Origin of the sequence: Serratia sp. 22264 (assembly GCF_052045345.1) — a bacterium.
In the GTDB taxonomy this organism is placed as follows: domain Bacteria; phylum Pseudomonadota; class Gammaproteobacteria; order Enterobacterales; family Enterobacteriaceae; genus Serratia; species Serratia plymuthica.
On sequence record NZ_JBQEOY010000003.1, the window covers coordinates 390,574 to 414,708 of the forward strand.

At 56.5% G+C, this 24,135-nt stretch carries 25 protein-coding genes and 1 riboswitch; of the genes, 3 read left to right on the forward strand and 22 right to left on the reverse strand.

Going from position 1 to position 24,135, the window contains the following annotated elements:
• Nucleotides 1-87 precede the first annotated feature (87 nt).
• Nucleotides 88-471 (reverse strand): fluoride efflux transporter CrcB, encoded by a 384-nt coding sequence (gene crcB, locus ACTJJ1_RS15255; protein WP_062793053.1) that lies wholly within the window; start codon nucleotides 469-471, stop codon nucleotides 88-90.
• A gap of 77 nt (nucleotides 472-548) precedes the next feature.
• Nucleotides 549-611: riboswitch (Fluoride riboswitch) on the reverse strand.
• 81 nt (nucleotides 612-692) lie between these two features.
• On the opposite strand from crcB, the gene ACTJJ1_RS15260 reads away from it, so the two are divergent.
• Nucleotides 693-1,124 (forward strand): GNAT family N-acetyltransferase, encoded by a 432-nt coding sequence (locus tag ACTJJ1_RS15260; protein WP_440834335.1) that lies wholly within the window; start codon nucleotides 693-695, stop codon nucleotides 1,122-1,124.
• On the opposite strand, the gene ACTJJ1_RS15265 is transcribed toward ACTJJ1_RS15260, so the two are convergent.
• Nucleotides 1,121-2,185: a diguanylate cyclase gene (locus ACTJJ1_RS15265; protein ID WP_004949570.1), complete on the reverse strand. Its 1,065-nt coding sequence runs from the start codon at nucleotides 2,183-2,185 to the stop codon at nucleotides 1,121-1,123. The genes ACTJJ1_RS15260 and ACTJJ1_RS15265 overlap by 4 nt on opposite strands.
• A 219-nt stretch (nucleotides 2,186-2,404) precedes the next feature.
• Between ACTJJ1_RS15265 and tatA the strand changes: the two genes are divergently transcribed.
• Nucleotides 2,405-2,614, forward strand: coding sequence for a Sec-independent protein translocase subunit TatA (gene tatA, locus ACTJJ1_RS15270; RefSeq protein WP_006324068.1), 210 nt, complete (start codon nucleotides 2,405-2,407; stop codon nucleotides 2,612-2,614).
• Between the two features lie 95 nt (nucleotides 2,615-2,709).
• On the opposite strand, the gene lipA is transcribed toward tatA, so the two are convergent.
• The 13 genes from lipA to leuS all read right to left on the reverse strand — a co-directional run bounded on the left by lipA (nucleotide 2,710) and on the right by leuS (nucleotide 16,272).
• Nucleotides 2,710-3,675, reverse strand: coding sequence for a lipoyl synthase (gene lipA / locus ACTJJ1_RS15275; protein ID WP_004949576.1), 966 nt, complete (start codon nucleotides 3,673-3,675; stop codon nucleotides 2,710-2,712).
• The gene (lipB, locus tag ACTJJ1_RS15280) at nucleotides 3,668-4,336 is read right to left on the reverse strand and encodes a lipoyl(octanoyl) transferase LipB (RefSeq protein ID WP_004949578.1); all 669 of its coding nucleotides are present in this window, start codon (nucleotides 4,334-4,336) and stop codon (nucleotides 3,668-3,670) included. The genes lipA and lipB overlap by 8 nt, the downstream gene beginning before the upstream one ends.
• 134 nt (nucleotides 4,337-4,470) lie before the next feature.
• Entirely contained in the window at nucleotides 4,471-4,734 is a 264-nt protein-coding gene (gene ybeD / locus ACTJJ1_RS15285; protein WP_004949579.1) for a DUF493 family protein YbeD, read from the reverse strand.
• 111 nt (nucleotides 4,735-4,845) lie between these two features.
• Nucleotides 4,846-6,057 (reverse strand): D-alanyl-D-alanine carboxypeptidase DacA, encoded by a 1,212-nt coding sequence (gene dacA / locus ACTJJ1_RS15290; protein ID WP_006324071.1) that lies wholly within the window; start codon nucleotides 6,055-6,057, stop codon nucleotides 4,846-4,848.
• Nucleotides 6,058-6,298: 241 nt separating this feature from the next.
• The gene (gene rlpA, locus ACTJJ1_RS15295; RefSeq protein WP_440834339.1) at nucleotides 6,299-7,387 is read right to left on the reverse strand and encodes an endolytic peptidoglycan transglycosylase RlpA; all 1,089 of its coding nucleotides are present in this window, start codon (nucleotides 7,385-7,387) and stop codon (nucleotides 6,299-6,301) included.
• Between the two features lie 10 nt (nucleotides 7,388-7,397).
• Nucleotides 7,398-8,510 (reverse strand): peptidoglycan glycosyltransferase MrdB, encoded by a 1,113-nt coding sequence (gene mrdB, locus ACTJJ1_RS15300; protein WP_004949591.1) that lies wholly within the window; start codon nucleotides 8,508-8,510, stop codon nucleotides 7,398-7,400.
• Between the two features lie 8 nt (nucleotides 8,511-8,518).
• On the reverse strand, nucleotides 8,519-10,414 hold the full coding sequence (gene mrdA / locus ACTJJ1_RS15305) for a peptidoglycan DD-transpeptidase MrdA (RefSeq protein ID WP_004949593.1): 1,896 nt from the start codon (nucleotides 10,412-10,414) through the stop codon (nucleotides 8,519-8,521).
• 38 nt (nucleotides 10,415-10,452) lie between these two features.
• The gene (gene rlmH / locus ACTJJ1_RS15310; RefSeq protein ID WP_004949595.1) at nucleotides 10,453-10,923 is read right to left on the reverse strand and encodes a 23S rRNA (pseudouridine(1915)-N(3))-methyltransferase RlmH; all 471 of its coding nucleotides are present in this window, start codon (nucleotides 10,921-10,923) and stop codon (nucleotides 10,453-10,455) included.
• 3 nt (nucleotides 10,924-10,926) lie between these two features.
• Entirely contained in the window at nucleotides 10,927-11,244 is a 318-nt protein-coding gene (gene rsfS / locus ACTJJ1_RS15315; protein ID WP_004949598.1) for a ribosome silencing factor, read from the reverse strand.
• Between the two features lie 187 nt (nucleotides 11,245-11,431).
• Nucleotides 11,432-12,094 (reverse strand): nicotinate-nucleotide adenylyltransferase, encoded by a 663-nt coding sequence (gene nadD / locus ACTJJ1_RS15320; RefSeq protein WP_004949600.1) that lies wholly within the window; start codon nucleotides 12,092-12,094, stop codon nucleotides 11,432-11,434.
• Nucleotides 12,084-13,118 (reverse strand): DNA polymerase III subunit delta, encoded by a 1,035-nt coding sequence (gene holA / locus ACTJJ1_RS15325; RefSeq protein WP_004949603.1) that lies wholly within the window; start codon nucleotides 13,116-13,118, stop codon nucleotides 12,084-12,086. The genes nadD and holA overlap by 11 nt, the downstream gene beginning before the upstream one ends.
• Nucleotides 13,115-13,675: an LPS assembly lipoprotein LptE gene (lptE, locus tag ACTJJ1_RS15330; protein WP_004949605.1), complete on the reverse strand. Its 561-nt coding sequence runs from the start codon at nucleotides 13,673-13,675 to the stop codon at nucleotides 13,115-13,117. The genes holA and lptE overlap by 4 nt, the downstream gene beginning before the upstream one ends.
• Nucleotides 13,676-13,689: 14 nt before the next feature.
• Nucleotides 13,690-16,272, reverse strand: coding sequence for a leucine--tRNA ligase (gene leuS / locus ACTJJ1_RS15335; protein WP_440834342.1), 2,583 nt, complete (start codon nucleotides 16,270-16,272; stop codon nucleotides 13,690-13,692).
• 266 nt (nucleotides 16,273-16,538) lie between these two features.
• Here leuS and ACTJJ1_RS15340 point away from each other — a divergent pair, with 266 nt between their 5' ends.
• Nucleotides 16,539-17,021, forward strand: a complete 483-nt coding sequence (locus ACTJJ1_RS15340) for a zinc ribbon-containing protein (protein ID WP_004949608.1) — start codon at nucleotides 16,539-16,541, stop codon at nucleotides 17,019-17,021.
• 51 nt (nucleotides 17,022-17,072) lie between these two features.
• Here the strand turns inward: ACTJJ1_RS15340 and ACTJJ1_RS15345 are convergent, their stop codons facing one another.
• The 7 genes from ACTJJ1_RS15345 to lnt form a co-directional block, all read right to left on the reverse strand.
• The gene (locus ACTJJ1_RS15345) at nucleotides 17,073-17,771 is read right to left on the reverse strand and encodes an FMN-dependent NADH-azoreductase (protein WP_004949610.1); all 699 of its coding nucleotides are present in this window, start codon (nucleotides 17,769-17,771) and stop codon (nucleotides 17,073-17,075) included.
• Between the two features lie 148 nt (nucleotides 17,772-17,919).
• Complete coding sequence (gene rihA / locus ACTJJ1_RS15350) at nucleotides 17,920-18,852, reverse strand: pyrimidine-specific ribonucleoside hydrolase RihA (protein WP_004949612.1); 933 nt, start codon at nucleotides 18,850-18,852, stop codon at nucleotides 17,920-17,922.
• A gap of 120 nt (nucleotides 18,853-18,972) precedes the next feature.
• Nucleotides 18,973-19,698, reverse strand: a complete 726-nt coding sequence (locus tag ACTJJ1_RS15355) for an amino acid ABC transporter ATP-binding protein (RefSeq protein WP_004949614.1) — start codon at nucleotides 19,696-19,698, stop codon at nucleotides 18,973-18,975.
• On the reverse strand, nucleotides 19,698-20,372 hold the full coding sequence (gene gltK / locus ACTJJ1_RS15360; RefSeq protein WP_004949616.1) for a glutamate/aspartate ABC transporter permease GltK: 675 nt from the start codon (nucleotides 20,370-20,372) through the stop codon (nucleotides 19,698-19,700). The genes ACTJJ1_RS15355 and gltK overlap by 1 nt, the downstream gene beginning before the upstream one ends.
• On the reverse strand, nucleotides 20,372-21,112 hold the full coding sequence (locus ACTJJ1_RS15365) for an amino acid ABC transporter permease (RefSeq protein ID WP_004949619.1): 741 nt from the start codon (nucleotides 21,110-21,112) through the stop codon (nucleotides 20,372-20,374). Before ACTJJ1_RS15365 ends, gltK begins: the two co-directional genes overlap by 1 nt.
• 211 nt (nucleotides 21,113-21,323) lie before the next feature.
• Complete coding sequence (locus tag ACTJJ1_RS15370; protein ID WP_006324078.1) at nucleotides 21,324-22,220, reverse strand: amino acid ABC transporter substrate-binding protein; 897 nt, start codon at nucleotides 22,218-22,220, stop codon at nucleotides 21,324-21,326.
• Between the two features lie 383 nt (nucleotides 22,221-22,603).
• Nucleotides 22,604-24,133 carry an apolipoprotein N-acyltransferase gene (gene lnt / locus ACTJJ1_RS15375; RefSeq protein WP_006324079.1) on the reverse strand — a complete coding sequence of 510 codons (1,530 nt, stop codon included), beginning with the start codon at nucleotides 24,131-24,133 and terminating at the stop codon, nucleotides 22,604-22,606.
• Between the last annotated feature and the right edge of the window lie 2 nt (nucleotides 24,134-24,135).

The window sequence follows — 24,135 nt, forward strand, 5'->3', positions numbered from 1 at the left end:
TAAACATTTTGGTTCTCATCCAGTTTGGGACACTGGATGAGATTATGCGTATGGCTGATTAAGGAAACATTAAGAGACCGAAATCAGCTACTGCCCGTTAACCCAGATGACCAGCATAAACGCCAGCAAGGTCATCGCCAGGGAGCCGGCCAGATTGAGCAGCATATTGGCCAGCGCCCAGGCAAAACGGCCATCCTGCAGCAAGTACACCACCTCCAGAGAAAACGTGGAGAAGGTGGTTAACCCGCCGCAGAAGCCGGTGGTAATCAGCAATTTCCAGGTGGGATCCAGGTGCGTTATGCGGGTAAAGGTGGCGATGGCCAACCCGATGATAAAACCGCCCACCAGGTTCACCGCCAATGTGCCCAAAGGGATATGCGCGTTAAGCGGGTTCATCTTCATGCTGATAACCCAACGCAGCACGCTGCCGACACCACCGCCAATAAAGACTGCCAGTAAAGAACTCAACATGGTTGAAATACCTTTCACTAAAAGGGAAAACCAAGGCTCAGAAAGGGGCTGGCGCAACGCTACGCACCCCTTTTAGAGGTTACGTAGACATCATCAGCCTGTGAAGGCGGTTATGGAGGAATGTCATCTCCGTTGTTCGGCGCCGCTTTTTGCCGCGCAGGCTGGATCTTACACCCGGCGCCGCTTATTTTGTAGTATCTGTGACGACAGGGGCAATCGAAATGAAAGTGAGAACAGCGGTGCCGGCAGATAAAAAAGCCATAGTGGCGTTAATGGCTGCACTGGATTACGCCGGAACAGAGGCATTTATTGACGCGCGCCTGGCGCAGCTATTGGCGCATCCCGATGAAGCGTTGCTGGTCGCGGCCGACGATGACGATAATGAGGTGCTGGGGGTTTTGTCGCTGCATTTCTTGCCGCAGTTGGCGTTGGCCGGAGATATTTGCCGTATCAGCTATTTTTGCGTTGATAGCCATGCGCGTGGCCTGGGCGTCGGTCAGTTATTGCTGGCTGAGGGCGAAGCATTGGCCCGCCGGCACGGCTGTGACCGCCTTGAAGTGCATTGTCACAGCCGCCGTGAATGGGCCCACGCTTTCTATCAGCGGGAGGGTTTTTTCGAGGTCCCTAAATACTTTGCCAAGTTATTAAGTTAGTTGCCGGGCACCGCCAGCTCAAGGCGGTTGCGGCCATTGTTTTTTGCCCGGTACAACGCGTTGTCGGCCGCTTTCAGCCAGTCCAGATAGCCGCCCATATCGCCGTGATAATCGGCTATGCCGGCGCTGATGTTCAGCCGCAGTTGCGGCGCTTCACGAAAAATAATGTCGTTCAATCGTTCCTGAATGCGCTGCAGCGCAATGCTGGCCTGTTCGGCACTGGTGTTCGGCAGTACTGCGCCAAATTCGTCCCCGCCATAACGCCCGACAATATCCACGGCACGCAGGCCGATTAACAGCTCTTCCGCCAGCACCGCCAGCGCCTCGTCACCCAGCGCATGGCCGAAGGTGTCATTGATGGTTTTAAAACGATCGACATCCATCAGGATCAGGGTCGCAGTGTGTTGGTAACGGCGGCAGCTGTCGAATTGGTGATGCAGCAAATGTTCCCAATGGCGGCGATTGTACAACCCGGTCAGGCCGTCACGCATGCTGATGCGCAGCAGCTCCTGTTTTTTCTGCGCCAACCGCTTGGCGGTGCGGTAGGTGACTAACCCCAACAGGGCCGGGTAGAGATAGATCATCGGCAGGCAGAGGTAGATCTGTAGCGGCGTGCTCTGTGGCTGGAAGGGAAAACCCAACAGAGCACTGACCGTCAGGGCACCGGCCAGCTGTGCCACCAGCCCTTTAAAGAACAGTGTCTTGCCGGCGGCGGCAATATTGTTCATGCCCATCATCGACAAAATGACCACCGACGGCAATGCATTGAAGGCCATCATCGCAGCCCACAGACCGCCAAAAAACGAATCGATCAGCAGGTTGCGGGTTTCCGCCTTGAAGGGCGTGGCGGAGCGACGCGCCCATTGGTAGGCGATATGCGGCCAAATAAAACCGTGAAAAATCAGCAGCCCCCACACCCAGGGGGCCGACGGCTGGGTATGGAGCACCGAAAATACGCACAGAAAACCAATCCCCAGCCCGACGATACGTGGCAGATAGGTACGTCTGGCAAAGCTGAGGCCGGATCGTCTGGTATCGATAACTGATGGTGCAGTATACATCCTGCGACTCCCTGATAGGCGTAACGACAGCGTATCATGCAGCGTATAAACTCAGAATAGTCTGATTAATGTGCAATGCATTTAAAAGAAGTCTCGGCGCAGGGATCTCACTCTGTTACATGTTGCTGTTGTCTTGGCTTGGCGAAAGTAGGTAAATAACCACAGGCAAGGTTTGTTTTTTCGCTGCCTCTGCAGCGCTATATGAATAAGAAGGTGAGTATGGAAGGTATCAGTATTACCAAACTTCTGGTGATTGCGGTGTTGATCATCTTGCTGTTCGGTACCAGCAAACTGCGCACCCTGGGTGCCGATCTGGGCGCTGCGCTGAAGGGCTTTAAAAAGGCCGTGGGCGACGACACGACTCCGCCGCCGGCAAACACGGCAGAAAGCCAATCCAATCCGCAGAGCGTCGAAAAGAAAGACGTGTAATCACGTTTTCTGTTTGGCAATAAAAAACGGATGCCGCAAGGACATCCGTTTTTTGGCGTTTCCGCAAGCTTAAGCGTAACAAATTGTTACCGCGCTTATTTCACTTCCATTCCTTTTGCCTGCAAATCGGCATGGTAGGAGGAACGGACAAACGGGCCACAGGCCGCGTGGGTAAAGCCCATCGCCATCGCTTCTTCTTTCATTTCATCGAACTCGGCCGGGCTGACATAGCGCTGTACCGGCAGGTGATGGCGGCTTGGCTGCAGGTATTGGCCCAGGGTCAGCATGGTGACGCCGTGGCGACGCAGGTCGCGCATGACTTCAACGATTTCCGCATTGGTTTCCCCCAGGCCGACCATCAGACCGGATTTGGTTGGGATGTGCGGGTGCGCTTCTTTGAACCGTTCAAGCAGCTTCAACGACCATTCGTAGTTGGCGCCCGGACGAACCTGGCGGTAGACGCGCGGCACGTTTTCCAGATTGTGGTTGAACACGTCCGGCGGCGTCGCTGTCAGAATTTCCAGCGCGCGATCCATACGGCCACGGAAATCCGGCACCAGCGTTTCAATTTTGATGGTCGGGTTTTTCACGCGAATGGCGGCGATACAGTCGGCAAAGTGCTGAGCACCGCCGTCACGCAGATCGTCGCGGTCAACCGAGGTGATCACCACATAGCGCAGGCCCATGTCGGCGATGGTCTGAGCCAGTTTCTCCGGTTCGTTGGCATCCGGGGCCACCGGGCGGCCGTGGGCCACGTCGCAGAACGGGCAACGGCGGGTACAGATAGCGCCCAGGATCATAAAGGTGGCGGTGCCGTGGTTAAAGCATTCAGACAGGTTCGGGCAGGAAGCTTCTTCGCACACCGAATGCAGACCGTTTTTACGCATGGCGGCTTTAATGCCCTGAATGCGTGTAGAGTCGGCAGGGAGTTTGATCTTCATCCACTCGGGTTTACGTAACAGCTCCTGCCGTTCGGTGACCACCGTTTTAACCGGGATCAACGCCATTTTGTCTGCATCGCGGTATTTAACGCCGCGTTCCATCTGAATTGGTTTACTCATAATCGTGCAGGTTCCAGTTACGAAGCTCGACCTTCGGGTAGCCGAGTAAATGAACAAATTCCTGTACCAGGATTGGGTGTACGTCTTCTATGCCTACGCCGGGCACCAGCGCGCTGACCTGCGCCATTTGCATACCGGCGTAACCGCAAGGGTTGATACGTTGGAAGGGGGTGAGATCCATGGCCACATTCAGCGCCAGGCCGTGAAATGAACTGCCTTTGCGGATCCGCAAACCCAACGAACAGATTTTTTGCTCCCCCACGTAAACACCGGGCGCATCCGGGCGGGCGCGCGATTCGATATGAAAGTGGGCGAGGGTATTAATAACGGTATCTTCGATAGCCGTGACCAGTTGGCGAACGCCAACCTTGTTGCGTTTCAGATCGATCATCACGTACATCACCTGCTGCCCTGGACCGTGATAGGTCACCTGGCCGCCGCGATCGCTCTGGACCACCGGAATATCACCCGGCATTAACAGATGCTCCGCTTTACCGGCCTGCCCCTGGGTAAACACGGGCTGATGCTGAACCAACCACAGCTCATCGGGCGTGGTATCGGTTCTGCGATCGGTGAAGTTGTGCATGGCTTGGGATACAGGCTCATAGGGCTGCAACCCCAGCTGACGCAAAATGATCTTGTCTGGTTGCAAAAGAGTCATCGTCAGGTTACAGAAGTGGTAATGCCATTATACCGGGCGCTCTGGCCGGCGACCAGCATTTAGCTGACCAAAAATGCGCAACCCGGGCAGACGATCCTCTGGCCCGGGTTGGTTAGCAGGGTTTTGTGCTGGAATTACAGCACCATGCGGACAATTTCAATGTTGCCCAATTCATCATATAACGTCTCAACCTGGTCGATATGGGTGGCGTTGATGGTGATGGAAACGGAGTGGTAATTGCCTTTGCTGCTCGGTTTAACTTCAGGGTTGTAATCCCCGGGAGCATGGCGCTGCACCACTTCAACCACCTGGTCAACCAGCTCAGGTTGTGCCAGGCCCATTACCTTGTAGGTAAACGAGCAAGGGAATTCGAGCAGTTCGTTCAGTTTAGTTTTCATGTGCGCTCCAGAGTGCTGCTATCAACATAGCGAATCTATAAATTATAACTCCCGCCGGAGCGGGAGTTAATGTTAATCAGTATATGAGGGCAATTTTGCCCGTTTCAACTGTTAACCGAACCAGTGGTGGAACATCAGTTTGATATAATCCACGATGCGGCTGAAGAAACCGCCTTCTTTCACTTCGTTCATTACCACCAGAGGGCGCTGATCGATGGTTTTGCCATCCAACTGGAAGTTGATGCTGCCGACAACCTGGTTTTTAGCCAGTGGCGCATGAATCTCCGGTGTGTTCAGCACGTAGCTGGCTTTGAGATCTTTCATCCGCCCGCGTGGGATGGTCAGGTAGACGTCTTTGTCCACGCCCAACTCAACGCGATCCGAATCGCCGAACCAGACCGGTTCAGACGCAAACTCTTTGCCCACTTTCAGCGGTGCAACGGTTTCGAAGAAGCGGAAGCCCCAGGTCAGCAGTTTCTTGCTTTCGGTTTCACGGCCTTTATAAGTCCGACCGCCCAGTACCGCAGAGATCAGGCGCATCTGGCCTTCGGTGGCGGAAGCCACCAGGTTGTAGCCTGCCGCATCGGTATGGCCGGTTTTGATGCCGTCCACGTTCAGGCTGGTGTCCCACAACAGACCGTTACGGTTCATCTGACGGATATTGTTGAAGGTGAACTCTTTTTCTTTATAAATCGCGTATTCGTCCGGCACGTCGCGGATCAGCGCCTGGCCGATCAACGCCATATCGCGCGCCGAGCTGTACTGGCCCTGTGCGTCGAGGCCGTGTACCGTCTGGAAGTGGGTGTTTTGCAGGCCCAGCTTGCTGACGTAGGTGTTCATCAGGTTAACGAATGCGTCCTGGCTGCCGGCCACGTAATCGGCCATCGCCACGCAGGCGTCGTTACCGGATTGCAGGTTGATGCCGCGGGTCAGTTTGGAAACCGGCACGCGATCGCCTGGCTTCAGGAACATCAGCGAAGAACCTTTGAATACCGGGTTGCCGGTCGCCCAGGCATCTTGTCCCACGGTAACCATGTCTTCCGGGCCGATTTTACCCGCTTTCAGCGCCTGGCCGATGACGTAGCTGGTCATCATTTTTGTCAGGCTGGCCGGATCGCGGCGCGCGTCGGCATTCATTTCCGCCAAAACTTTACCGGAGTTGTAATCAATCAGGACGTAGGCTTCCGCATCGATTTGCGGCACTCCTGGGATCATGGTTTTGATATTAACGTCATCGGCTTGCGCAACGGAAGCTGCACTCATCGCGATAACGGAGCCGAGCGCTATGCTCTTGATTAAGCGAAAAGAAGTTACTTGTTTCATGATCGAGAGGACAACATCCATGAGGGTAAAGTTAAAAACGAGCCACACTATAACAGATGAGATTCCGGCAGGCATTATCCATTCATCTGACTAATAGCGCTTTGCCGGCATTTTGCTGAAAGAAAATGTTTCAGCTAGAGAAACGCTTATCAGTCGCGATCGCCCGCCGGGGCTTCATGCTTTTGACCTTTCAAGCTGCAGCAGTGTCGGCTGCAGCTTGAAATTGATCGGGTATCTTTGTTTAGGGTGCGGCAGTGACAAAAGATTGTTGTTGCGCTTCCGCGGCCAGGCGCTGTTGCAACTGTGCCGCCTGCTGGCGATCGCTGAACGGGCCTAACTGTACGCGGTAGACACCGCCGCTGGCCGCAACCTTGCCTGGCACGCCAAATTGCTGGCTCAGGCTCTGTTGCCAGGTTTGTGCGCGTTCAGCGCTGCTGAGTGCACCAACCTGGACGACATAGCTCCCGGCGGAAGAGGCTCCGGCAGCAACGGCTGCGGTGGCGGCGACGGGGGCTGCAATGGCGGCGGCGGCGACGGCCGGTTCAGGTTCTGAACCTTCCAACACGCCGGCGGGAACCTGGCTTGGTGCGCCGAGGAAGCCGGTGCGGCTGCTGCCGGCAGCGGCGGCTGGGGCGTTGTTGTCACCGGTGTCCAGGCTGCTGTTGTCTATTGGACGTACTGCGGCGCCGCTGGCGATGGGGGCTTCCTGCTGCACGGGAGTTCCCATGCTGCTCGAGCCAAGATCGGGGCGCGACGGCAGGGCGTAGCTTTGTTTGGCGACGATTGTCCCTATGGTGCCGGGGCCGCTCAGGGTGCCATCCGGCGCCACGTTGATGAAATCAACTTTAACCTTGGTGTTGTTGGACAGGTTCAGACGGTCGGCAACGGCTTTCGACAGATCGATAATGCGGCCATTGGTGTAAGGCCCGCGATCGTTCACGCGTACCACCAGTTGACGGCCGTTGGCGAGGTTGGTCACGCGCACGTAGCTTGGGATCGGCAGCGTGGGGTGCGCGGCGGTGAGGCCGTTAGGATCGAACTGCTCACCCAGCGCGGTGGTGTTGCCCCGGGCTTCTTCGCCATAGGAGCTGGCCAGACCGGTCTGCGAGAAATTCTGCGGGTCCTTCACGATGCGGTAAGTATCGCCATTAACCTTATAATCCTGCAGGGTGCCAGGGTTATAGGGTTCATATTGAGGCTCAACGCCGCCGATTTCCACCACCGGCCCGTTATACGGCTGCTGCGGCGGCGCCTGCTGTTCCGTGGTCGGGGAGGTACAGGCGGAAAGCAACACAGCCACTACGCCGACCCAAAGCCATTCCTTACGCATTACTCACCTCTTATAAACTTTTAGACAGCATTTTCCGATGCGTGTGGATCGACATGATAATGCCGAACCCAGCCATAAGTACGATCAGCGCCGAACCCCCGTAACTGACCAGAGGCAAAGGTACGCCAACTACCGGTAAAATACCACTGACCATACCAATGTTAACAAACACATAAACGAACAGAATCAGCATCAGGCCGCCGACCATGACGCGGCCGAAGGTCGTCTGCGCCTTGGCGGCGATCATCAGCCCGCGAATAATCACCAGAAGGTACAGCGCCAACAGCACCAGCACCCCAATCAGCCCGAGTTCTTCGGCCAATACCGCGAAGATGAAGTCGGTATGGCGTTCCGGCAAGAACTCCAGCTGCGACTGGGTGCCGTGCAGCCAGCCCTTGCCGGACAGGCCGCCGGAACCTATGGCGATTTTCGACTGAATAATATGGTAGCCGGCACCGAGCGGATCGCTTTCCGGATCGAGCAGCATCATGACGCGGTCGCGTTGATAGCCGTGCATCAGGAAGAACCACAGCACGGGAATAAAGGCCGCCAGCATCACGGCGGCAACGGCGATCAGCTTCCAGCTCATGCCGGACAGGAACAGCACGAACAGACCGGAGGCGGCGATAAGAATCGACGTGCCCAGGTCCGGCTGCGCAGCAACCAGCAGGGTCGGCAGGAAAATCAGCACCAGCGCAATGGCGGTATTCTTCAGCGAAGGCGGGCAGACGTCGCGGTTCATAAAGCGCGCAACCATCAGCGGAACGGCGATTTTAGCGATTTCTGACGGCTGGAAGCGCACAAAGCCGAGATCCAGCCAACGCTGAGCCCCTTTACTGATCTGCCCGAACGCGTCCACCATGATCAGCAGGATCACGCAGAAAATGTACAGATAGGGCGCCCAGCTTTCATAGACCCGCGGCGGGATTTGAGCCATTACGCCCATCACGATCAGGCCCATGACGATCTGGCCGATTTTGCGTTCCATCATGCCGATATCCTGGCCGCTGGCACTCCACATCACGAATGCGCTGTAGACCAGCAGAGCCAGAATGAATAACAGGAAAGTGGGGTCGATATGGATTTTGGTCCAGATCGAGCCTTTTTGTTGGCTTTCAGTCATGTTCTACCTTAATCACCTTCTACACCTGGCGGCAGTGGAGCCTCGGAGGGTAATTGCGTATTGTTGTCGCCCAACAGGATATGGTCGAGGATCTGACGGGTAATTGTCCCGACCGCCGGACCGGAACCGCCGTTTTCCAAAATGATGGCGACCGACACCGTTGGATTGTTGTACGGCGCAAAGGCGGTCATCAGTTTGTGGTCACGCAGATGCTCTGCGAGTTTGTGGGCGTTATAGGTTTCGTAGCCGAATACCTGTGCGGTACCCGATTTTGCCGCGGCTTTGTAGGGTGCATCCGCGAAGTACTTACGCGCCGTCCCGTTAGGGCGGTTGGCTACACCATACATGCCGTCTTTGGCAATTTCCCAGAAGCCGGAATGAATATCGCCGATCTGCGTGTTCTCTTCCTGACGGAACGGCACCAGCGCACCGTTGATTCGGGTGCTCTGCATCAGATGCGGCGTTTTGACGTTGCCGTCGTTAATCAGGGTATTCAGCGCCTTGGACATCTGGATCGGCGTTGCCGTCCAGTAGCCCTGGCCGATGCCCACCGGAATGGTGTCGCCCTGATACCAGGGTTTTTTATAGCGTTTGAATTTCCAGTCGCGGGTCGGCATCAGGCCGGAACGTTCTTCGGAAAGATCGATGCCGGTGTACTGGCCGTAGCCAAACTTGGTCAACCAGGTCGACAGGCGATCGATGCCCATGTCGTACGCCACCTGATAGAAGAAGGTATCTGCCGATTCTTCCAGCGCTTTGGTGACGTTCAGGCGGCCGTGGCCCCATTTTTTCCAGTCGCGAAAGCGTTTTTCCGAACCGGGCAACTGCCACCAGCCGGGATCGAACACTATGGTGTTTTTGGTGATCACCCCGGCGCTGAGCGCCGAGACGGAAATATAGGGTTTCACCGTTGACGCAGGCGGGTAAACCCCTTGCGTGGCACGGTTGATCAGTGGCCGGTTAGGATCGTTCAACAGCCCCTGGTAATCCTTGCTGGAGATGCCGTCCACGAACAGGTTCGGGTCATAGCTGGGGTTGGAGACCATCGCCAGAATGCCGCCGGTGCGCGGATCGCTCACCACCACTGCTGCCCGGCTGCCCACCAGCAATTGCTCGATATAGCGTTGCAGGTTGAGATCCAGCGTCAGGTAAACGTCCTGGCCGGCGGAAGGCGGCTGTTCGTGCAACTGACGGATTACCCGACCGCGGTTGTTGACCTCGACCTCTTCGTAGCCGGTTTTGCCATGCAGGGTGTCTTCGTAATAGCGCTCGATACCCAGCTTGCCGATATCGTGGGTGGCGGCGTAGTTCGCCAGCTTGCCGTCTTTGTCCAGCCGTTCGACGTCGCGATCGTTGATCTTCGAGACGTAACCGGTGACGTGAGTGAGGGCGGAACCATAGGGATAATAGCGGCGCTGGTAGCCTTTCACTTCCACGCCGGGGAAGCGGAACTGATTGACCGCAAAGCGGGCGACCTGCACTTCGTTCAGTGCGGTTTTCACCGGGATGGAGACGAAACGGCGTGAGCGTTTGCGCTCTTTCTCGAAGTTGGTGATGTCGTCGTCGGTCAGATCGACCACCGGGCGCAGCGCCTGCAGCGTCGCTTTCAGATCGTCGATCTTTTCCGGCATCAGCTCCAACTGATAGATGGTGCGGTTGAGCGCCAGCGGGGTGCCGTTACGATCGTAAATAATGCCGCGGCTGGGGGCGATGGGCACCAGCTTGATGCGGTTTTCGTTGGAACGGGTGCGGTAATCCTCGACGCGGACAATTTGCAGATTATACAGATTGGCGATCAGGGTGCCGCTCAGCACCAGAATGACCAAAAACGCCACCAGGGCGCGGCGTACAAACAGGGCAGATTCAGCCGTATAGTCGCGAAAAGGGTTACGTTCTATTTTCATCCCGCTGCTTTATTTCACTCTGTCACTGTCACCACCGGTTATTCCCGGTGGTAAGGATGATTTGTTGTAATACTCCAGGCGCGATAGAGGCTTTCAGCCACCAATACGCGCACTAAAGGATGCGGCAATGTCAATGGCGAGAGCGACCAGCTTTGTTCGGCAGCGGCTTTGCAGGCCGGTGCCAGCCCTTCCGGGCCGCCAATCAGCAGGCTGACGTTGCGGCCATCCTGCTTCCAGCGTTCGAGCTGTTGCGCCAACTGCGGCGTTTCCCACGGCGTACCGGGGATATCCAGCGTGACAATGCGGTTGCCTTTGCCCACCGCAGCCAGCATCTGCTCGCCTTCCTTTTCCAGAATGCGTTTGATGTCGGCATTCTTGCCGCGCTTGCCTGCCGGGATTTCGGTCAGCTCAAACGGCATGTCTTTCGGAAAACGATGCAGATAATCCATAAAACCTGTCTGCACCCAGTCTGGCATCTTAGTGCCGACCGCTACCAGTTGCAGTTTCACCGCTTAGCTCCAGAGCTTTTCCAGTTCATAAAGCTGACGGCTTTCTTCCTGCATGATATGTACGATCACATCGCCCAAATCGACCACGACCCAGTCGGAGGCTTCCTGACCTTTCATGCCATACAGTTCCATCCCTGCGGAGCGGGCTTCCTGCACTACGTGGTTGGCGATCGACATCACGTGGCGGGTAGAGGTCCCGGTGCAGATGATCATGCAATCGGTGATGCTGGATTTGCCCTGTACATCCAGAGCGATAATGTCTTGGCCTTTCAGGTCATCGATTTTATCGATGACGAAATCTTGGAGCGCTTTACCTTGCAAAGGTTCCCCCTCGGGTGTGTTCTGTTTGTTCGACTGCGGCAGGCAAATGCCCGCATGCGGCCTGAATCAATGATAATGTCGGCAGGATGCCGCTGAAAGCCAGCTGATAATTGCCCGGCAGCTAAGGTTTCCGGGGTTTTCAGCGAATACCTGAAAAATAGCGGCGCAGTATATCACGCGACTCCGGCTAGCGATATAAACCCTGTAACTCGATATAGCGCTGCACCGAACGCGGCAACAGGTCGTCACAACTGAGGCCCTGATGGCGGCGCTGGCGGATTTCCGTGGCGGAAATTTCCAACAGCGGCGTGTCGGCCAGGTAAATATGTCCCTGCGGCCGTTGGCTGAGCAGCGCGGCGTCGGTGACCCGATGACGCTCCAGCCACTGTTGCAGTTCCGGCGTATCCATTTGGTCATTGTAGCCAGGGCGGGCCAGCACCAACAGATGACAGACATCCAGCAATGCTTGCCAGCGGTGCCACTTGTGCAGCGTCAGCAGAGAATCCTGGCCAATAATAAAGGCCAATGGCAACGCGGGGCCACGTTCTTTACGAAGGGTTTCCAGCGTCTCAATGGTATAGGACGGCGTGGTGCGGTGCAGTTCACGATCGTCAACGGCGAACAGCGGGTTATTGGCGATCGCCAGCTCAACCATCTTCAGCCGCTGTTGGGCATTGGCCTCTGGCTGCGGGCGGTGCGGGGGGACGTGGTTTGGCAGCAGCGTGACCTGGTTCAGGCCGACTTCTGCGGCCAGCGCTTCCACCGGCCGCAAATGGCCGTAATGGATAGGATCAAAGGTGCCGCCGAACAGGGCATGCAGGATTGTCGCGCTTTGCGGATTAGTGGGCATCTGAAAAACTCGTGGCCAAAGGTTTGCCGCACAGCAGCATAGACAGGGTTTCCAGTTCCGGCCATACCGACTGACCGTAATCCTGCTTCAGGGTGATCTCAATTTGCGTCAGCAGATGGACCGCCTGCTGCAATTGAGCGCCGGACAGCCGCTGCAGGGCCTGAGTCACCAGGTTACGGCGGTTTTGCCAGACCTTGTATTGATCGAACAGCGTGCGCAGCGGCACGGATGCCATGCGGCGTTGCAGGTTGAGCAGTTGCAGCAGCTCGCGTTGCAGGGTGCGCAACAGGATCACCGGTTCGACATCTTCCTGCTGCATTTGCTGCAGAATGTGCCAGGCGCGTTTGCTTTTGCCCGCCAGCAGGGCGTCCAGCCAATGAAACGGCGTAAAGTGAGCGGCGTCGTTCACCGCCAGTTCAACGCGTGGCAGCGTGAGCTTACCGTCCGGATGCAACAGTGACAGCCTTTCCAGCGCCTGCGACAGCGCCAGCAGGTTGCCTTCGTAGCAATAGCACAGCAACTGGTTGGCCGCATCGTCCAGCTCGAGCTTCATGGTTTTGGCGCGCTGTGCCACCCAGCGGGGTAACTGCGCTTGTTCCGGCGTCTGGCAACTGACGTAAGCGCCATTTGGGCTAAGCGCTTTGAACCAGGCGCTGTTTTCCTGCGCTTTGGTCAGGCGAGGGCCGCGCAGCATCAGCAAAATGTCGTCATGCAGCAGCGCCGCCAGCTTGATCAGTTGCTCGCCGAGCGGGGCCGTCGGGCCGTTATCCGGGAAGATAAGCAGCAGGGTCTGGCGGCTGGCGAACAGGCTCATGGCCTGGCAGATGCTGAAAATGGCGTCCCAGTCGGTATGGGCGTCGAGAGAAATGCTGTAGTGCTCGGTGAACTGCTGTTGTTGCGCGGCTTGCCGGATCAGATCCTGGCTTTCCTGCAGCAATAACGGCTCATTGCCACTCAATAAATAACAAGCGCGCAGCCCCTCTCGGAGCTGCGCGGCAAGTTGTTCAGGATAAATACGGATCATTGCGCTGAGAGACTTTCCGCTTTTTCACCGGCGGCGGCAGCTTTTTGCTGGGTTTGTTCTTCCGCCGCATGCACCGTCAACAGTTTGCGGACCAGTTGCTGGGCGGCCTGCTCACGCATTTCCTGGCGAATAATGTCCTGTTCGGAGTCTTTTGCCAGCGCGGTCAGCGGGTTGTCGAAGAACGAACGGAAGACTTTCACGTTCAGCGGATACAGATCATGACCCGGGATCAGGACCTGCGCTTGAACGGTCAGCACCATCTGATACTCAGCGGTTTTGCCGTCCCGGAAGATCGAGGCGGTGTCCTGGCTTTCGCTGGAACCGACGAGACGCAGGGAAGGAATATCCTTACGTTTCGGATCTTTGACGATAGTCACGTCGTTCAGACGCAATTGCTCACGCACTGCGCGGGCCAGCGGACCGTAAGGATCCCCACTGTCCAGTATCAGCGTTTTCATTTCCGAGGGGACCTGCGTGGTGCCACGCAGGTGAAAACCGCAGCCGGCGGTGACCAGCACCGCCAACCCCAGCAACAGCGTCAGAATACGATGTCGCACAACTCCTCCTTGTGTTAACCCACAACCAGGTTAAGCAATTTGCCCGGAACATAGATCACTTTACGAACCGTAACCCCGTCCAGATATTTGGCGACCAGATGTTCCTCGGCGGCACGCGCACGTACCTGCTCTTCGGTTGCATCTGCTGCCACAGTGATTTTAGCGCGAACTTTGCCGTTTACCTGTACCACGACCAGCTTGGAGTCTTCGACCATCGCCTGCTCGTCAGCCTGTGGCCAGGCTGCGGTATCCACATCGCCTTCGCCGCCCAACGCCTGCCACAGCGAGAAGCAAACGTGCGGGGTAAACGGATACAGCATACGAACGACGGACAGCAACGCTTCTTGCAGCAGAGCGCGATCCTGCTCGCTGTCCTGCGGTGCGCGGGTCAGTTTGTTCATCAGCTCCATCACGGCCGCAATGGCGGTGTTGAAGGTCTGACGACGGCCAATATCATCGGTCACTTTGGCGATGGTTTTGTGCAGATCACGGCGCAGCGCTTTCTGATCTTCGTTCAGTGCCGCGACGTTCAGCGGCTGGACAGCGCCTTTCTCAAGGTGTTCGTAGGCCAGTTTCCAAACGCGTTTCAGGAAGCGGTTTGCCCCTTCCACACCGGATTCCTGCCATTCCAGCGTCATTTCTGCCGGCGAGGCGAACATCATGAACAGACGCACGGTATCCGCGCCGTATTTCTCGACCATCACCTGCGGATCGATGCCGTTGTTCTTCGACTTCGACATTTTGCTCATGCCAGCATAGACCAGTTCGCGGCCTTGTGGATCGGTGGCTTTAACAATGCGGCCTTTGTCGTCGCGTTCAACGGTGGCGTCGACCGGGGAAACCCAGACGCGCTCGCCGCTGTTACCGGTGTAATAGAAGGCATCCGCCAGCACCATACCCTGACACAGCAGGCGTTTTGCCGGCTCGTCCGAATCCACCAGGCCTGCGTCACGCAGCAGTTTGTGGAAGAAGCGGAAATACATCAGGTGCATGATGGCGTGTTCGATACCGCCGACATACTGATCGACCGGCAGCCAGTAGTTGGCGGCAGCCGGATCCAACATGCCCTGGTCGTACTGCGGGCAGGTGTAGCGCGCGTAGTACCAGGAGGACTCCATAAAGGTGTCAAAGGTGTCGGTTTCACGCAGCGCCGGTTGGCCGTTAACGGTGGTTTTCGCCCACTCGGGATCGGCCTTGATCGGGCTGGTAATGCCGTCCATCACCACGTCTTCCGGCAGGATCACCGGCAGTTGGTCTTCCGGGGTTGGCATTACGGTGCCGTCTTCCAGCGTCACCATCGGGATCGGTGCGCCCCAGTAACGTTGACGGGACACGCCCCAGTCGCGCAGACGGTAGTTGACCTTGCGTTGGCCCACGCCCATGGCGACCAGTTTGTCGGCAATGGCGTTGAAACCGGCTTCGTGATCCAGGCCATCGAACTCGCCGGAGTTGAACAGCGTGCCTTTTTCGGTCATCGCTTCGGCGTGTACGTCCGGCTGGCTGCCGTCGAGCGCCAGCACCACCGGTTTGATCGGCAGGCCATATTTGGTGGCGAACTCCCAGTCGCGCTGATCGTGAGCCGGAACCGCCATCACTGCACCGGTGCCGTATTCCATCAAGACGAAGTTGGCAACCCAAACCGGCACCTTCTCGCCGGACAGCGGATGAATGGCGAACAGGCCGGTCGGCATGCCTTTCTTCTCCATCGTCGCCATGTCGGCTTCGGCCACCTTGGTATTGCGGCACTCTTCGATAAATTCAGCCAGCGCCGAGTTATTCACCGCACCCTGTTGCGCCAGCGGGTGGCCCGCCGCGACGGCTACATAGGTGGCGCCCATGAAGGTATCCGGACGGGTGGTGTAAACGGTCAGCTTCTCGTCGCTGCCCGCCACCTCAAAGGTGATGTCCACCCCTTCGGAGCGGCCAATCCAGTTGCGCTGCATGGTTTTCACCTGTTCTGGCCAGCTTTCCAGCGTATCCAGATCGTTGAGCAACTGATCGGCGTAGTCGGTAATTTTGATGAACCACTGCGGGATCTCTTTACGCTCGACCTTGGTGTCGCAGCGCCAGCAGCAGCCGTCGATAACCTGTTCGTTGGCCAGCACGGTCAGATCGTGCGGGCACCAGTTGACGGCGGAGGTTTTCTTGTAGACCAGGCCTTTTTCGTACAGCTTGGTGAAGAACCACTGTTCCCAACGGTAGTAATCCGGATCGCAGGTGGCGATCTCGCGATCCCAGTCATAGCCGAAGCCCAGCAGTTTCAACTGGTTCTTCATGTATTCGATGTTGTCGTAGGTCCACGGAGCCGGTGCGGTGTTGTTTTTAACCGCAGCGCCTTCCGCCGGCAGGCCGAACGCATCCCAGCCGATCGGCTGCAGCACGTTTTTGCCCAGCATGCGCTGATAGCGCGAGATCACGTCGCCGATAGTGTAGTTACGAACGTGTCCCATGTGCAGACGGCCTGATGGGTAGGGCAGCATGGATAGGCAGTAGTACTTTTCCTTGCTTGCGTCTTCGGTAACCTTGAAAGTTTGCTTCTCTTGCCAGTGAAGCTGTACGTTCGATTCTATGTCTTCTGGACGGTATTGCTCTTGCATGGCGGCTGGTGGTCCTGTAGGTGTAAAACAGCTACATCCGTAGCATTCTGTTGAGTACTTATAGATCCGCATAGCATAGCTGATAAGACCTCCCGGCAACAACACCAAGCGCCCGACTCGGCGCATTTAAAAAATCCCCGCCATGATATGACTCACATCTTGAGGAGCCCGTGCCTTGCCAAGTGACATCAGCAATTTACGACTAAAATGATAAGAGATAGTTTTAGGCGATAAGCCCTGTCACGTAAGTTCATCGAGGAGAGAATATGAACAAGGTTGCTCAGTATTACCGCGAATTGGTGGCATCTCTGACCGAACGCCTGAAAAATGGAGAGCGTGATATTGACGAATTGGTCGCCGGTGCCGAAAAACGGCTGAACGAAGCGGGTGAATTGACGCGCGGCGAAGTGGAGCAGGTGATCCAGGCGGTACGACGCGACCTGGAAGAGTTCGCCCGCAGTTATCAGGAAAGCAAGGGCGAGTTTACCGACAGCGTCTTTATGCGGGTAATCAAGGAGAGCCTGTGGCAAGAGCTGGCGGATATTACGGACAAAACCCAGTTGGAATGGCGGGAAGTGTTTAAAGACGTCAGCCATCACGGCGTCTACCACAGCGGTGAGGTGGTAGGGTTGGGCAATCTGGTGTGCGAGCAGTGCCACCATCATTTGGCGTTTTACACGCCGGAAGTGCTGCCGCTGTGCCCTAAGTGCGGCCATGACCAGTTCCAGCGTCGGCCCTTCGAACCTTGAGTGTTGCCCCCTCATCCTTCTTGCTTGGCAAATCAGAATGAGGGGAGACGATCAGCCGAAGAGCTTTTTCATCAGATTACTCAGAAAGCCGCCGCTCGCCGGGGCTTGTAACGCCGCAGGCTGGGTTGCCGGGGCCAATTGCGCCCTGGCCGGCACCTTTTGCGTCACGGCAATGCGGCTGTCTTGCGCGGCTTTTTCAGCGACTTCCGGCCCATAGGCAAAACCTTCCGCCAGCACGAATTCTACGTCGGTGATGCCGATAAACCCGAGGAACAGCTTCAGGTAAGGGGTGATCAGATCGGTTGGCGTATCGGCGTGGATACCGCCGCGGCTGGAGATCACTATCGCTTTTTTCCCGGTCACCAGGCCTTCCGCGCCTTCAGAGGTGTAACGGAAGGTTTGGCCGGCGCGAGCCACCAGGTCGAAATAAATTTTCAGCTGGGTAGGAATATTGAAATTGTACATTGGGGCACCGATGATGACAGTGTCGTGCGATTTCAATTCAGCAATCAATTCATCGGAAAGCGCCAGTGTCTCTTTTTGGTGCTGCGTCAAGGGTTTATCACCGGCGTTAAAACCGCCAACCACTTCACCATCCAGCTCGGGCAGGGTTGGGTTGGCCAGATCGCGAACGGTAAATGTGTCATTCGGATGTGCTTCACGCCACTGTTCAACAAAAAAATCGACTAATTTTCCAGACTGGGAATAATCGCCCAGAATACTTGATTTCAGGACCAGTATACGACTCATTGGGCTATCTCCAGACTTGCTCTAAGGTGTTAGTGATGCGGTGTATAAGGCATCTTAGAGGCAAGCCGCAGCCAGTGATAGCGTAAAAATTCGCTGGGTTAAATCAAAAAAATTGAATGTGCCGGGGCGCAGTGAACGCCCCGGCCAATCAGTAACGCGCCACGCGTTCAATCAGCAGTTCGATAAATCCTTCGCGATCAATACCGGTCAGCACTTCAACGTTGGCCGGTTTACCGCTCTGCTGGAAGTTATCCACTACCGTCATGCCGAGGGTATATTCCCCTTGGGTTTCCACGCCGACCCAGCGTTCGATGCCGGTAAACAGCTGCGGTGCCAGCAGCCAGGCGATGGTGCAGGGATCGTGCATCGCGGCGCCCGGCAACCCGCGTGGGTGGCTGAGGTACAGCGGCAGATAGAAATCGAGCATCTCTGCAACCGCTTGCGCCACCGGATTGTTAACCTGGCGGATACGTTCGATATCCTGCGGCAGCACCAGCGCCTGATGGGTGACGTTCAACCCGGCCATGGTCAGCGGCACGCCGGACTTCAGCACGATTTCTGCGGCTTCGGGATCGACAAAGATATTGAATTCCGCCACCGGCGTGGCGTTGCCGGCATTCATTCCGCCGCCCATAAATACGATGCGCTCGATGTTGCCTTTCAGCTCGGCATGCTGGACCAGTAACAGGGCGATATTGGTCATCGGGCCGGTGACCACCAGAGTGATCGGTTGCGGGCTGGTGCGCAGCAGGGCGGCGATCAGTTCCACGGCGGTTTGCGTGACCGGTTTTATCGTTGGCGTTGGCAGATGGGTATTGCCCATACCGGTTTTTCCGTGGACATGATCGGCAATCACCAGCGGGCGCATCAGCGGTGCCGCGGCACCGGCAGCGACGGGAATATCTTCGCGTTTCATCAGCGTCAGTAGACCGAGCGCGTTATGCAGGGTTTTCTCCGGCGTCTGGTTGCCGGCGGAAGTGGTGATGGCCTTGATGTCCAGTTCCGGCGAGCGCAGCGCCATGGCAAGGGCAATGGCGTCGTCCAGGCCGGGGTCGCAATCGATAATGATAGGGCGGGGCATGTTTATCTCCTTTGTTGTTATCCAGCGAGCATCGGATCAAAACAGGGGGGAAACAAGCGCTTTTAGTGCCGGGATAGGGGCGGAGAATGCGCCCCGGACGGGGCGCATAGTGTCAATGAATCAATGCAGGATCTTGGCCAGAAAGTCTTTTGCGCGTTCAGATTCCGGGTTGTTGAAGAAGTCGTCTTTGTTGCGGTCTTCGACAATTTTGCCTTCGTCCATAAAGATCACCCGGTGGGCCACCTTACGGGCAAAGCCCATTTCGTGGGTCACCACCATCATGGTCATGCCTTCTTGCGCCAGCTCGACCATGACGTCCAGCACTTCGTTGATCATTTCCGGATCAAGCGCGGAGGTCGGTTCATCGAACAGCATGGCGATCGGGTCCATGCACAGCGCCCGGGCGATAGCCACACGCTGCTGCTGGCCGCCGGAAAGTTGCCCAGGGAACTTGTTGGCATGGGCGGAAAGCCCCACGCGCTCCAGCAGCTTAAGGCCCTTCTCGCGTGAGGCGTCCTTGTCGCGCTTGAGGACTTTTACCTGCGCCAGCGTCAGATTGTCGATGATCGACAGATGCGGGAACAGCTCAAAGTGCTGGAATACCATGCCCACTTTGGAACGCAACTGCGCCAGGTTGGTGTTCTTGTTGTTGACGGCCGTGCCATTCACCAGGATATCGCCTTGCTGAATCGGCTCCAGACCGTTGACGGTTTTGATCAGGGTGGATTTGCCCGAGCCTGAAGGACCGCAGACTACCACCACCTCGCCTTTTTTCACTTCGGTGGTGCAATCGGTCAGAACCTGAAAGTGACCGTACCACTTAGAAACATTTTTCAGGGATATCATCAAACAGTCCTTTTCTTCAAATAGCTTACCAGCGCCGAGGCGGCGAGACTGATAACAAAATAGACAAAACCGGCGAACAGGATCATTTCAACCTGTGTGCCGTCGCGCTCGCCGATGGTTGAGGCGGTACGGAAGAAGTCGGCCAGGCTCAGCACGTAGACCAGCGAAGTATCCTGGAACAGTACGATGCCCTGAGTCAGCAGCAGCGGAACCATGGCGCGGAACGCCTGCGGCAGGATCACCAGTTTCATCGACTGCCAGTGGGTCATGCCCAGCGCCAGCGCGGCGGAAGATTGGCCGCGGGAAATACTGATAATGCCGGCACGGATAATTTCCGAGTAATAGGCCGCTTCAAACAGGGAAAAGGCTACCATAGCCGAGATCAGGCGAATATCGGTTTTCGGCGATAGCCCCAGAACTTGTTGTAATAAGCTTGGAACCACCAGGTAGAACCACAGCAGCACCATCACCAGCGGCACGGAACGGAACAGGTTGACGTAGAGTGTGGCAAACCAGCTGATAGGCTTGATTGGCGACAGACGCATGACCGCCAGAATGGTGCCCCAGAGGATGCCAAAAACGATGGCGGTCACGGTGATCTTCAGCGTGATGACCAACCCTTGCAGCAGGTAAGGGAAGCTTGGGACAATGGATGCCCAGTCAAATTCGTACATTATTTACTCCCCATATTGCCAGGCAACTGCACTTTCTTCTCTACCAGACGCATAAACAGCATGATCACGGCGTTGATGCCGATATAGGCCAGCGTAATGGCGGTAAAGGATTCATAGGCATGCGCGGAGTAATCCAGCAGCTTACCGGCCTGAGCCGCCATATCCACCAGGCCAATGGTTGAAGCGATGGCGGAGTTTTTGACCAGGTTGAGCATTTCCGAGGTCATCGGCGGCACAATCACCCGGTAGGCGTTCGGTAACAGCACATAGCGATAGGTTTGCGGCAGCGTCAGGCCCATGGCCAGCCCGGCGGCGCGTTGGCCACGCGGCAGGGACTGAATCGCGGCGCGTACCTGCTCGCACACGCGGGCGGCGGTAAACAGCCCGAGGCACAGCATGGAGGAGATAAAGAACTGGACGTTGGGATCGAGTTCGGTTTTGAACCACATGCCCAGATTGGCAGGCAGCAGCTCCGGCACCACCAGATACCAGGTAAAGAATTGCACAATCAGCGGCACGTTACGGAACAGTTCGACGTAGCAGGTGCCGAGAGCGGAAAGAAAACGGTTTGGCACGGTACGTAAAATACCGAACAGCGAACCGACAAAGAAAGCGATAATCCATGCACAGACGGAGAGGGCTACCGTGACCTGGAAGCCGGACCAAATCCAGCCGAGGTAGGTGGTATTCCCAAACGGGGCCTGCTGCAGGAAGATACCCCAGTTCCAATCTATTGACATAACAAACTCCGTTAAGCGGGCGCAGAGCGCCTAAAGATTGATGACTATTCAGCGCCGATTGCATCGCGGCCAGTCAGGCTGGCTTATGTGCGCGGATATCGGTTGTGAGTTCGGGGGAAAATGAGGGAGGGGAACGGCCCCCCTCATTCCTGTCTGTCCCAGCCATCAACAGGGCTGGTTTGGCCTGGCGGCCGCACCAGCTCTCTTTCTATTAGTTCAGTGCTTTATCGTTAGGCTCTTTGAACAGTTGCTTCATGTCGTCTGACAGGGCGAAGTTCATGTTGAGGTTCTTTGGTGGAATTGGCTGGTTGAACCATTTATCAAACCATTTTGCCGCTTCACCGGAGGTTTGGGCCTGAGCGATGGTGTCATCGACCAGTTTTTTGAACTCGGCGTCGTCTTTACGCAGCATACAGCCGTAAGCTTCTTTCGACTGCGGCGTGCCGAGAATTTCCCATTGATCCGGCTTCTTCGCTTTGGCTCGTTCGCCCGCCAGCAGCGCGTCATCCATCATAAAGGCTACGGCGCGGCCGCTTTCCAGGGTACGGAACGAGTCACCGTGGTCTTTGGCGCTGATGATGCGCATGTTCATCTTGCCGCTGTCGTTGAGTTTGTTCAGCAGCACTTCTGACGTTGTGCCGGAGGTGACCACTACCGGTTTGCCGGCCAGGTCTTTGAAGTCTTTGACGTCAGAGCCTTTTTTCACCAGCAAGCGGGTACCGACCACGAAGATGGTGTCGGAGAAGGCCGCCTGTTTTTGACGCTCAACGTTGTTGGTGGTTGAACCGCATTCAAAATCGAAGGTGCCGTTCTGCAGCAGTGGGATACGGTTCTGCGAGGTGATCGGCAGCATTTTTACCTGCAGATCGGGCATGTTCAGTTTTTTCTTAACAGCATCAACGATTTGGTTGGAGTAGTCCTGGGAGTAGCCCACAACTTTCTGCTGGTTGTCGTAGTAGGAGAACGGCACTGACGATTCGCGGTGGCCGACAACGATCACGCCGTTGTCTTTGATTTTCTTCAGCGTACCGGTCAGTTCTTCCGCATGGGCTACGTTACCCGCCATACCGATCAGCAGTAACGATAACGCCAATTTACGCATTTGCATGGTCCAGCTCCTTTGCTGTTGTCGTGGTTCTGACTCAAGAGTGTCAGGTTTAAAACGGGGGATCTCTTACTCAAGATATAAAGATAGTCTTGGCACAGATAACCGTTAGAAAATAGCCGATTGTGAACGCAATGAAACTAAAATGTTTCATTTTTTGAGACGCCACGCGCACCAAATTAATGCAACAAAACCCTGATGCACCCTTCCGGTGCCAGTGATGCTCTCAAGTTGTGCATAAGTGCGACAAAACGTCAGTAAAAGTAAATCGGTCTTAAATCACAGAGTGATTAAAGCAAGGAGTGTGCCAGAAAGGTTTATTTAACGGGTATTTGACGGGGACAGGGACGCGGTGCGCAGTTCAGTGAACTGCGCACCGGTTGAGATTACCTGCGACGCAGGCCGAGCATCAACGCCATGCCGCCAAGCAGCAGGGTGATGATCCACAGCGGTGTGGCGCCAAAACGGGCGTATGGCGTAATGCCGGTGGTCGGGGTGACTTTCACCTCGAGCACGCTGCGGGTGAACTGCGGGATCTCGGCAATCACCTCGCCGTTGGCGTCAACGGCGGCGGTTACGCCATTGTTGGTGCTGCGCAACAGTGGGCGCCCCAGTTCCAGCGCACGCATGCGCGCCATCTGGAAGTGCTGCCACGGGCCGATGGAATGGCCGAACCAGGCGTCATTGGAGATGGTCAGCAGGAAATTGGTGTCCGGGCGGAAGTTATCGCGCACCTGTTGGCCGAGAACAATCTCATAACAGATCGCTGCCGTCAGGTTATAGCCCTTCACGCTCAGTTGTGGTTGGACGTAATCGCCGCGGCTGAAGGACGACATCGGCAGATCGAAGAACGGCGCCAGTGGCCGCAGCAGCGTCTCCAGCGGCACAAACTCACCGAACGGCACCAGATGATGCTTGTTATAACGGTCTTTGGCCGGGTAGACGTACGGCGTCTGTTCACCCAATACAATGGCGCTGTTATAGATTTGCTGGCCCTGCGGGGTGGCGCGCACGTCGACAATCCCGGTGATCAGGCTGCTGTTTTTGGCGCGCATCAAGTCGTCCATCATGGTCAGGAAACCGTTCTGGCTGGCTTCGTAATCCGGGATGGCGGATTCCGGCCAGATGATGATCGGCGCCTTGCCCATGTAAGGGCGGGTTTCATCCAGATAGGTTTGCAGCGTGCTGACCAGCGCTTTCGGATCCCACTTCATCGATTGGGCGATGTTGCCTTGCACCATGGCGACATTCACCGCTTTCTCCGGTTGCGGGGTGAACCACTGCAACTGACGCAGCGGCCAGGGCAACAGCAGCAACGCGACGGCGACGGCCGCTGCGGCAACGCGGCGTTGATTGATGGCATACACCAGCAATCCGGCGATCGCCATCAGGATGAAGGTGATGGCATCAACCCCCAGCAGCGGTGCGACGCCTTTCAGCGGGCCGTTGAGTTGACTGTAGCCGAACTGCAACCAGGGGAAACCGGTCAGCACCCAGCCGCGCAGAAACTCGGTCACTTGCCACAGCACCGGCGCGGCAATCGCCAGGCGGTACCAACTGGTGGTTGGCCACAGGCGCGACAGCAAGCCGGCGAACAGCCCGGTATACAACGCCAGGTAGGCGGCCAGCAGGGCGACCAGGAAAATATTGACGGCAAACGGCATGCCGCCGAAGTCGGCAATGCTGACGTAAACCCAGTTGACGCCGGCGCCAAACAGGCCGAACCCCCAGCAGAAGCCGAGCAGGGCGGATTGTCTGGTGGTGCGGTTGAGGGTAACGGCCAGCAGGCCGAACAGGGAAACAATGGCCGCAGGCCAAATATCGTAAGGAGAAAACGCCAGCGCGCCGCCGGCACCAGACAACAGCGCCAGCAGGGCACGAACCCGCTGGCGTTCAAGGAAAGAGGCTTTAGCCATGT

Bases quoted from the DNA above. Each gene is read 5' to 3' on its own strand.
- crcB (WP_062793053.1), bottom strand. From the start codon at position 471: ATGTTGAGTTCTTTACTGGCAGTCTTTATTGGCGGTGGTGTCGGCAGC.
- ACTJJ1_RS15260 (WP_440834335.1), top strand. From the start codon at position 693: ATGAAAGTGAGAACAGCGGTGCCGGCAGATAAAAAAGCCATAGTGGCG.
- ACTJJ1_RS15265 (WP_004949570.1), bottom strand. From the start codon at position 2,185: ATGTATACTGCACCATCAGTTATCGATACCAGACGATCCGGCCTCAGC.
- tatA (WP_006324068.1), top strand. From the start codon at position 2,405: ATGGAAGGTATCAGTATTACCAAACTTCTGGTGATTGCGGTGTTGATC.
- lipA (WP_004949576.1), bottom strand. From the start codon at position 3,675: ATGAGTAAACCAATTCAGATGGAACGCGGCGTTAAATACCGCGATGCA.
- lipB (WP_004949578.1), bottom strand. From the start codon at position 4,336: ATGACTCTTTTGCAACCAGACAAGATCATTTTGCGTCAGCTGGGGTTG.
- ybeD (WP_004949579.1), bottom strand. From the start codon at position 4,734: ATGAAAACTAAACTGAACGAACTGCTCGAATTCCCTTGCTCGTTTACC.
- dacA (WP_006324071.1), bottom strand. From the start codon at position 6,057: ATGAAACAAGTAACTTCTTTTCGCTTAATCAAGAGCATAGCGCTCGGC.
- rlpA (WP_440834339.1), bottom strand. From the start codon at position 7,387: ATGCGTAAGGAATGGCTTTGGGTCGGCGTAGTGGCTGTGTTGCTTTCC.
- mrdB (WP_004949591.1), bottom strand. From the start codon at position 8,510: ATGACTGAAAGCCAACAAAAAGGCTCGATCTGGACCAAAATCCATATC.
- mrdA (WP_004949593.1), bottom strand. From the start codon at position 10,414: ATGAAAATAGAACGTAACCCTTTTCGCGACTATACGGCTGAATCTGCC.
- nadD (WP_004949600.1), bottom strand. From the start codon at position 12,094: ATGCCCACTAATCCGCAAAGCGCGACAATCCTGCATGCCCTGTTCGGC.
- holA (WP_004949603.1), bottom strand. From the start codon at position 13,118: ATGATCCGTATTTATCCTGAACAACTTGCCGCGCAGCTCCGAGAGGGG.
- leuS (WP_440834342.1), bottom strand. From the start codon at position 16,272: ATGCAAGAGCAATACCGTCCAGAAGACATAGAATCGAACGTACAGCTT.
- ACTJJ1_RS15340 (WP_004949608.1), top strand. From the start codon at position 16,539: ATGAACAAGGTTGCTCAGTATTACCGCGAATTGGTGGCATCTCTGACC.
- ACTJJ1_RS15345 (WP_004949610.1), bottom strand. From the start codon at position 17,771: ATGAGTCGTATACTGGTCCTGAAATCAAGTATTCTGGGCGATTATTCC.
- rihA (WP_004949612.1), bottom strand. From the start codon at position 18,852: ATGCCCCGCCCTATCATTATCGATTGCGACCCCGGCCTGGACGACGCC.
- ACTJJ1_RS15355 (WP_004949614.1), bottom strand. From the start codon at position 19,698: ATGATATCCCTGAAAAATGTTTCTAAGTGGTACGGTCACTTTCAGGTT.
- gltK (WP_004949616.1), bottom strand. From the start codon at position 20,372: ATGTACGAATTTGACTGGGCATCCATTGTCCCAAGCTTCCCTTACCTG.
- ACTJJ1_RS15365 (WP_004949619.1), bottom strand. From the start codon at position 21,112: ATGTCAATAGATTGGAACTGGGGTATCTTCCTGCAGCAGGCCCCGTTT.
- ACTJJ1_RS15370 (WP_006324078.1), bottom strand. From the start codon at position 22,220: ATGCAAATGCGTAAATTGGCGTTATCGTTACTGCTGATCGGTATGGCG.
- lnt (WP_006324079.1), bottom strand. From the start codon at position 24,133: ATGGCTAAAGCCTCTTTCCTTGAACGCCAGCGGGTTCGTGCCCTGCTG.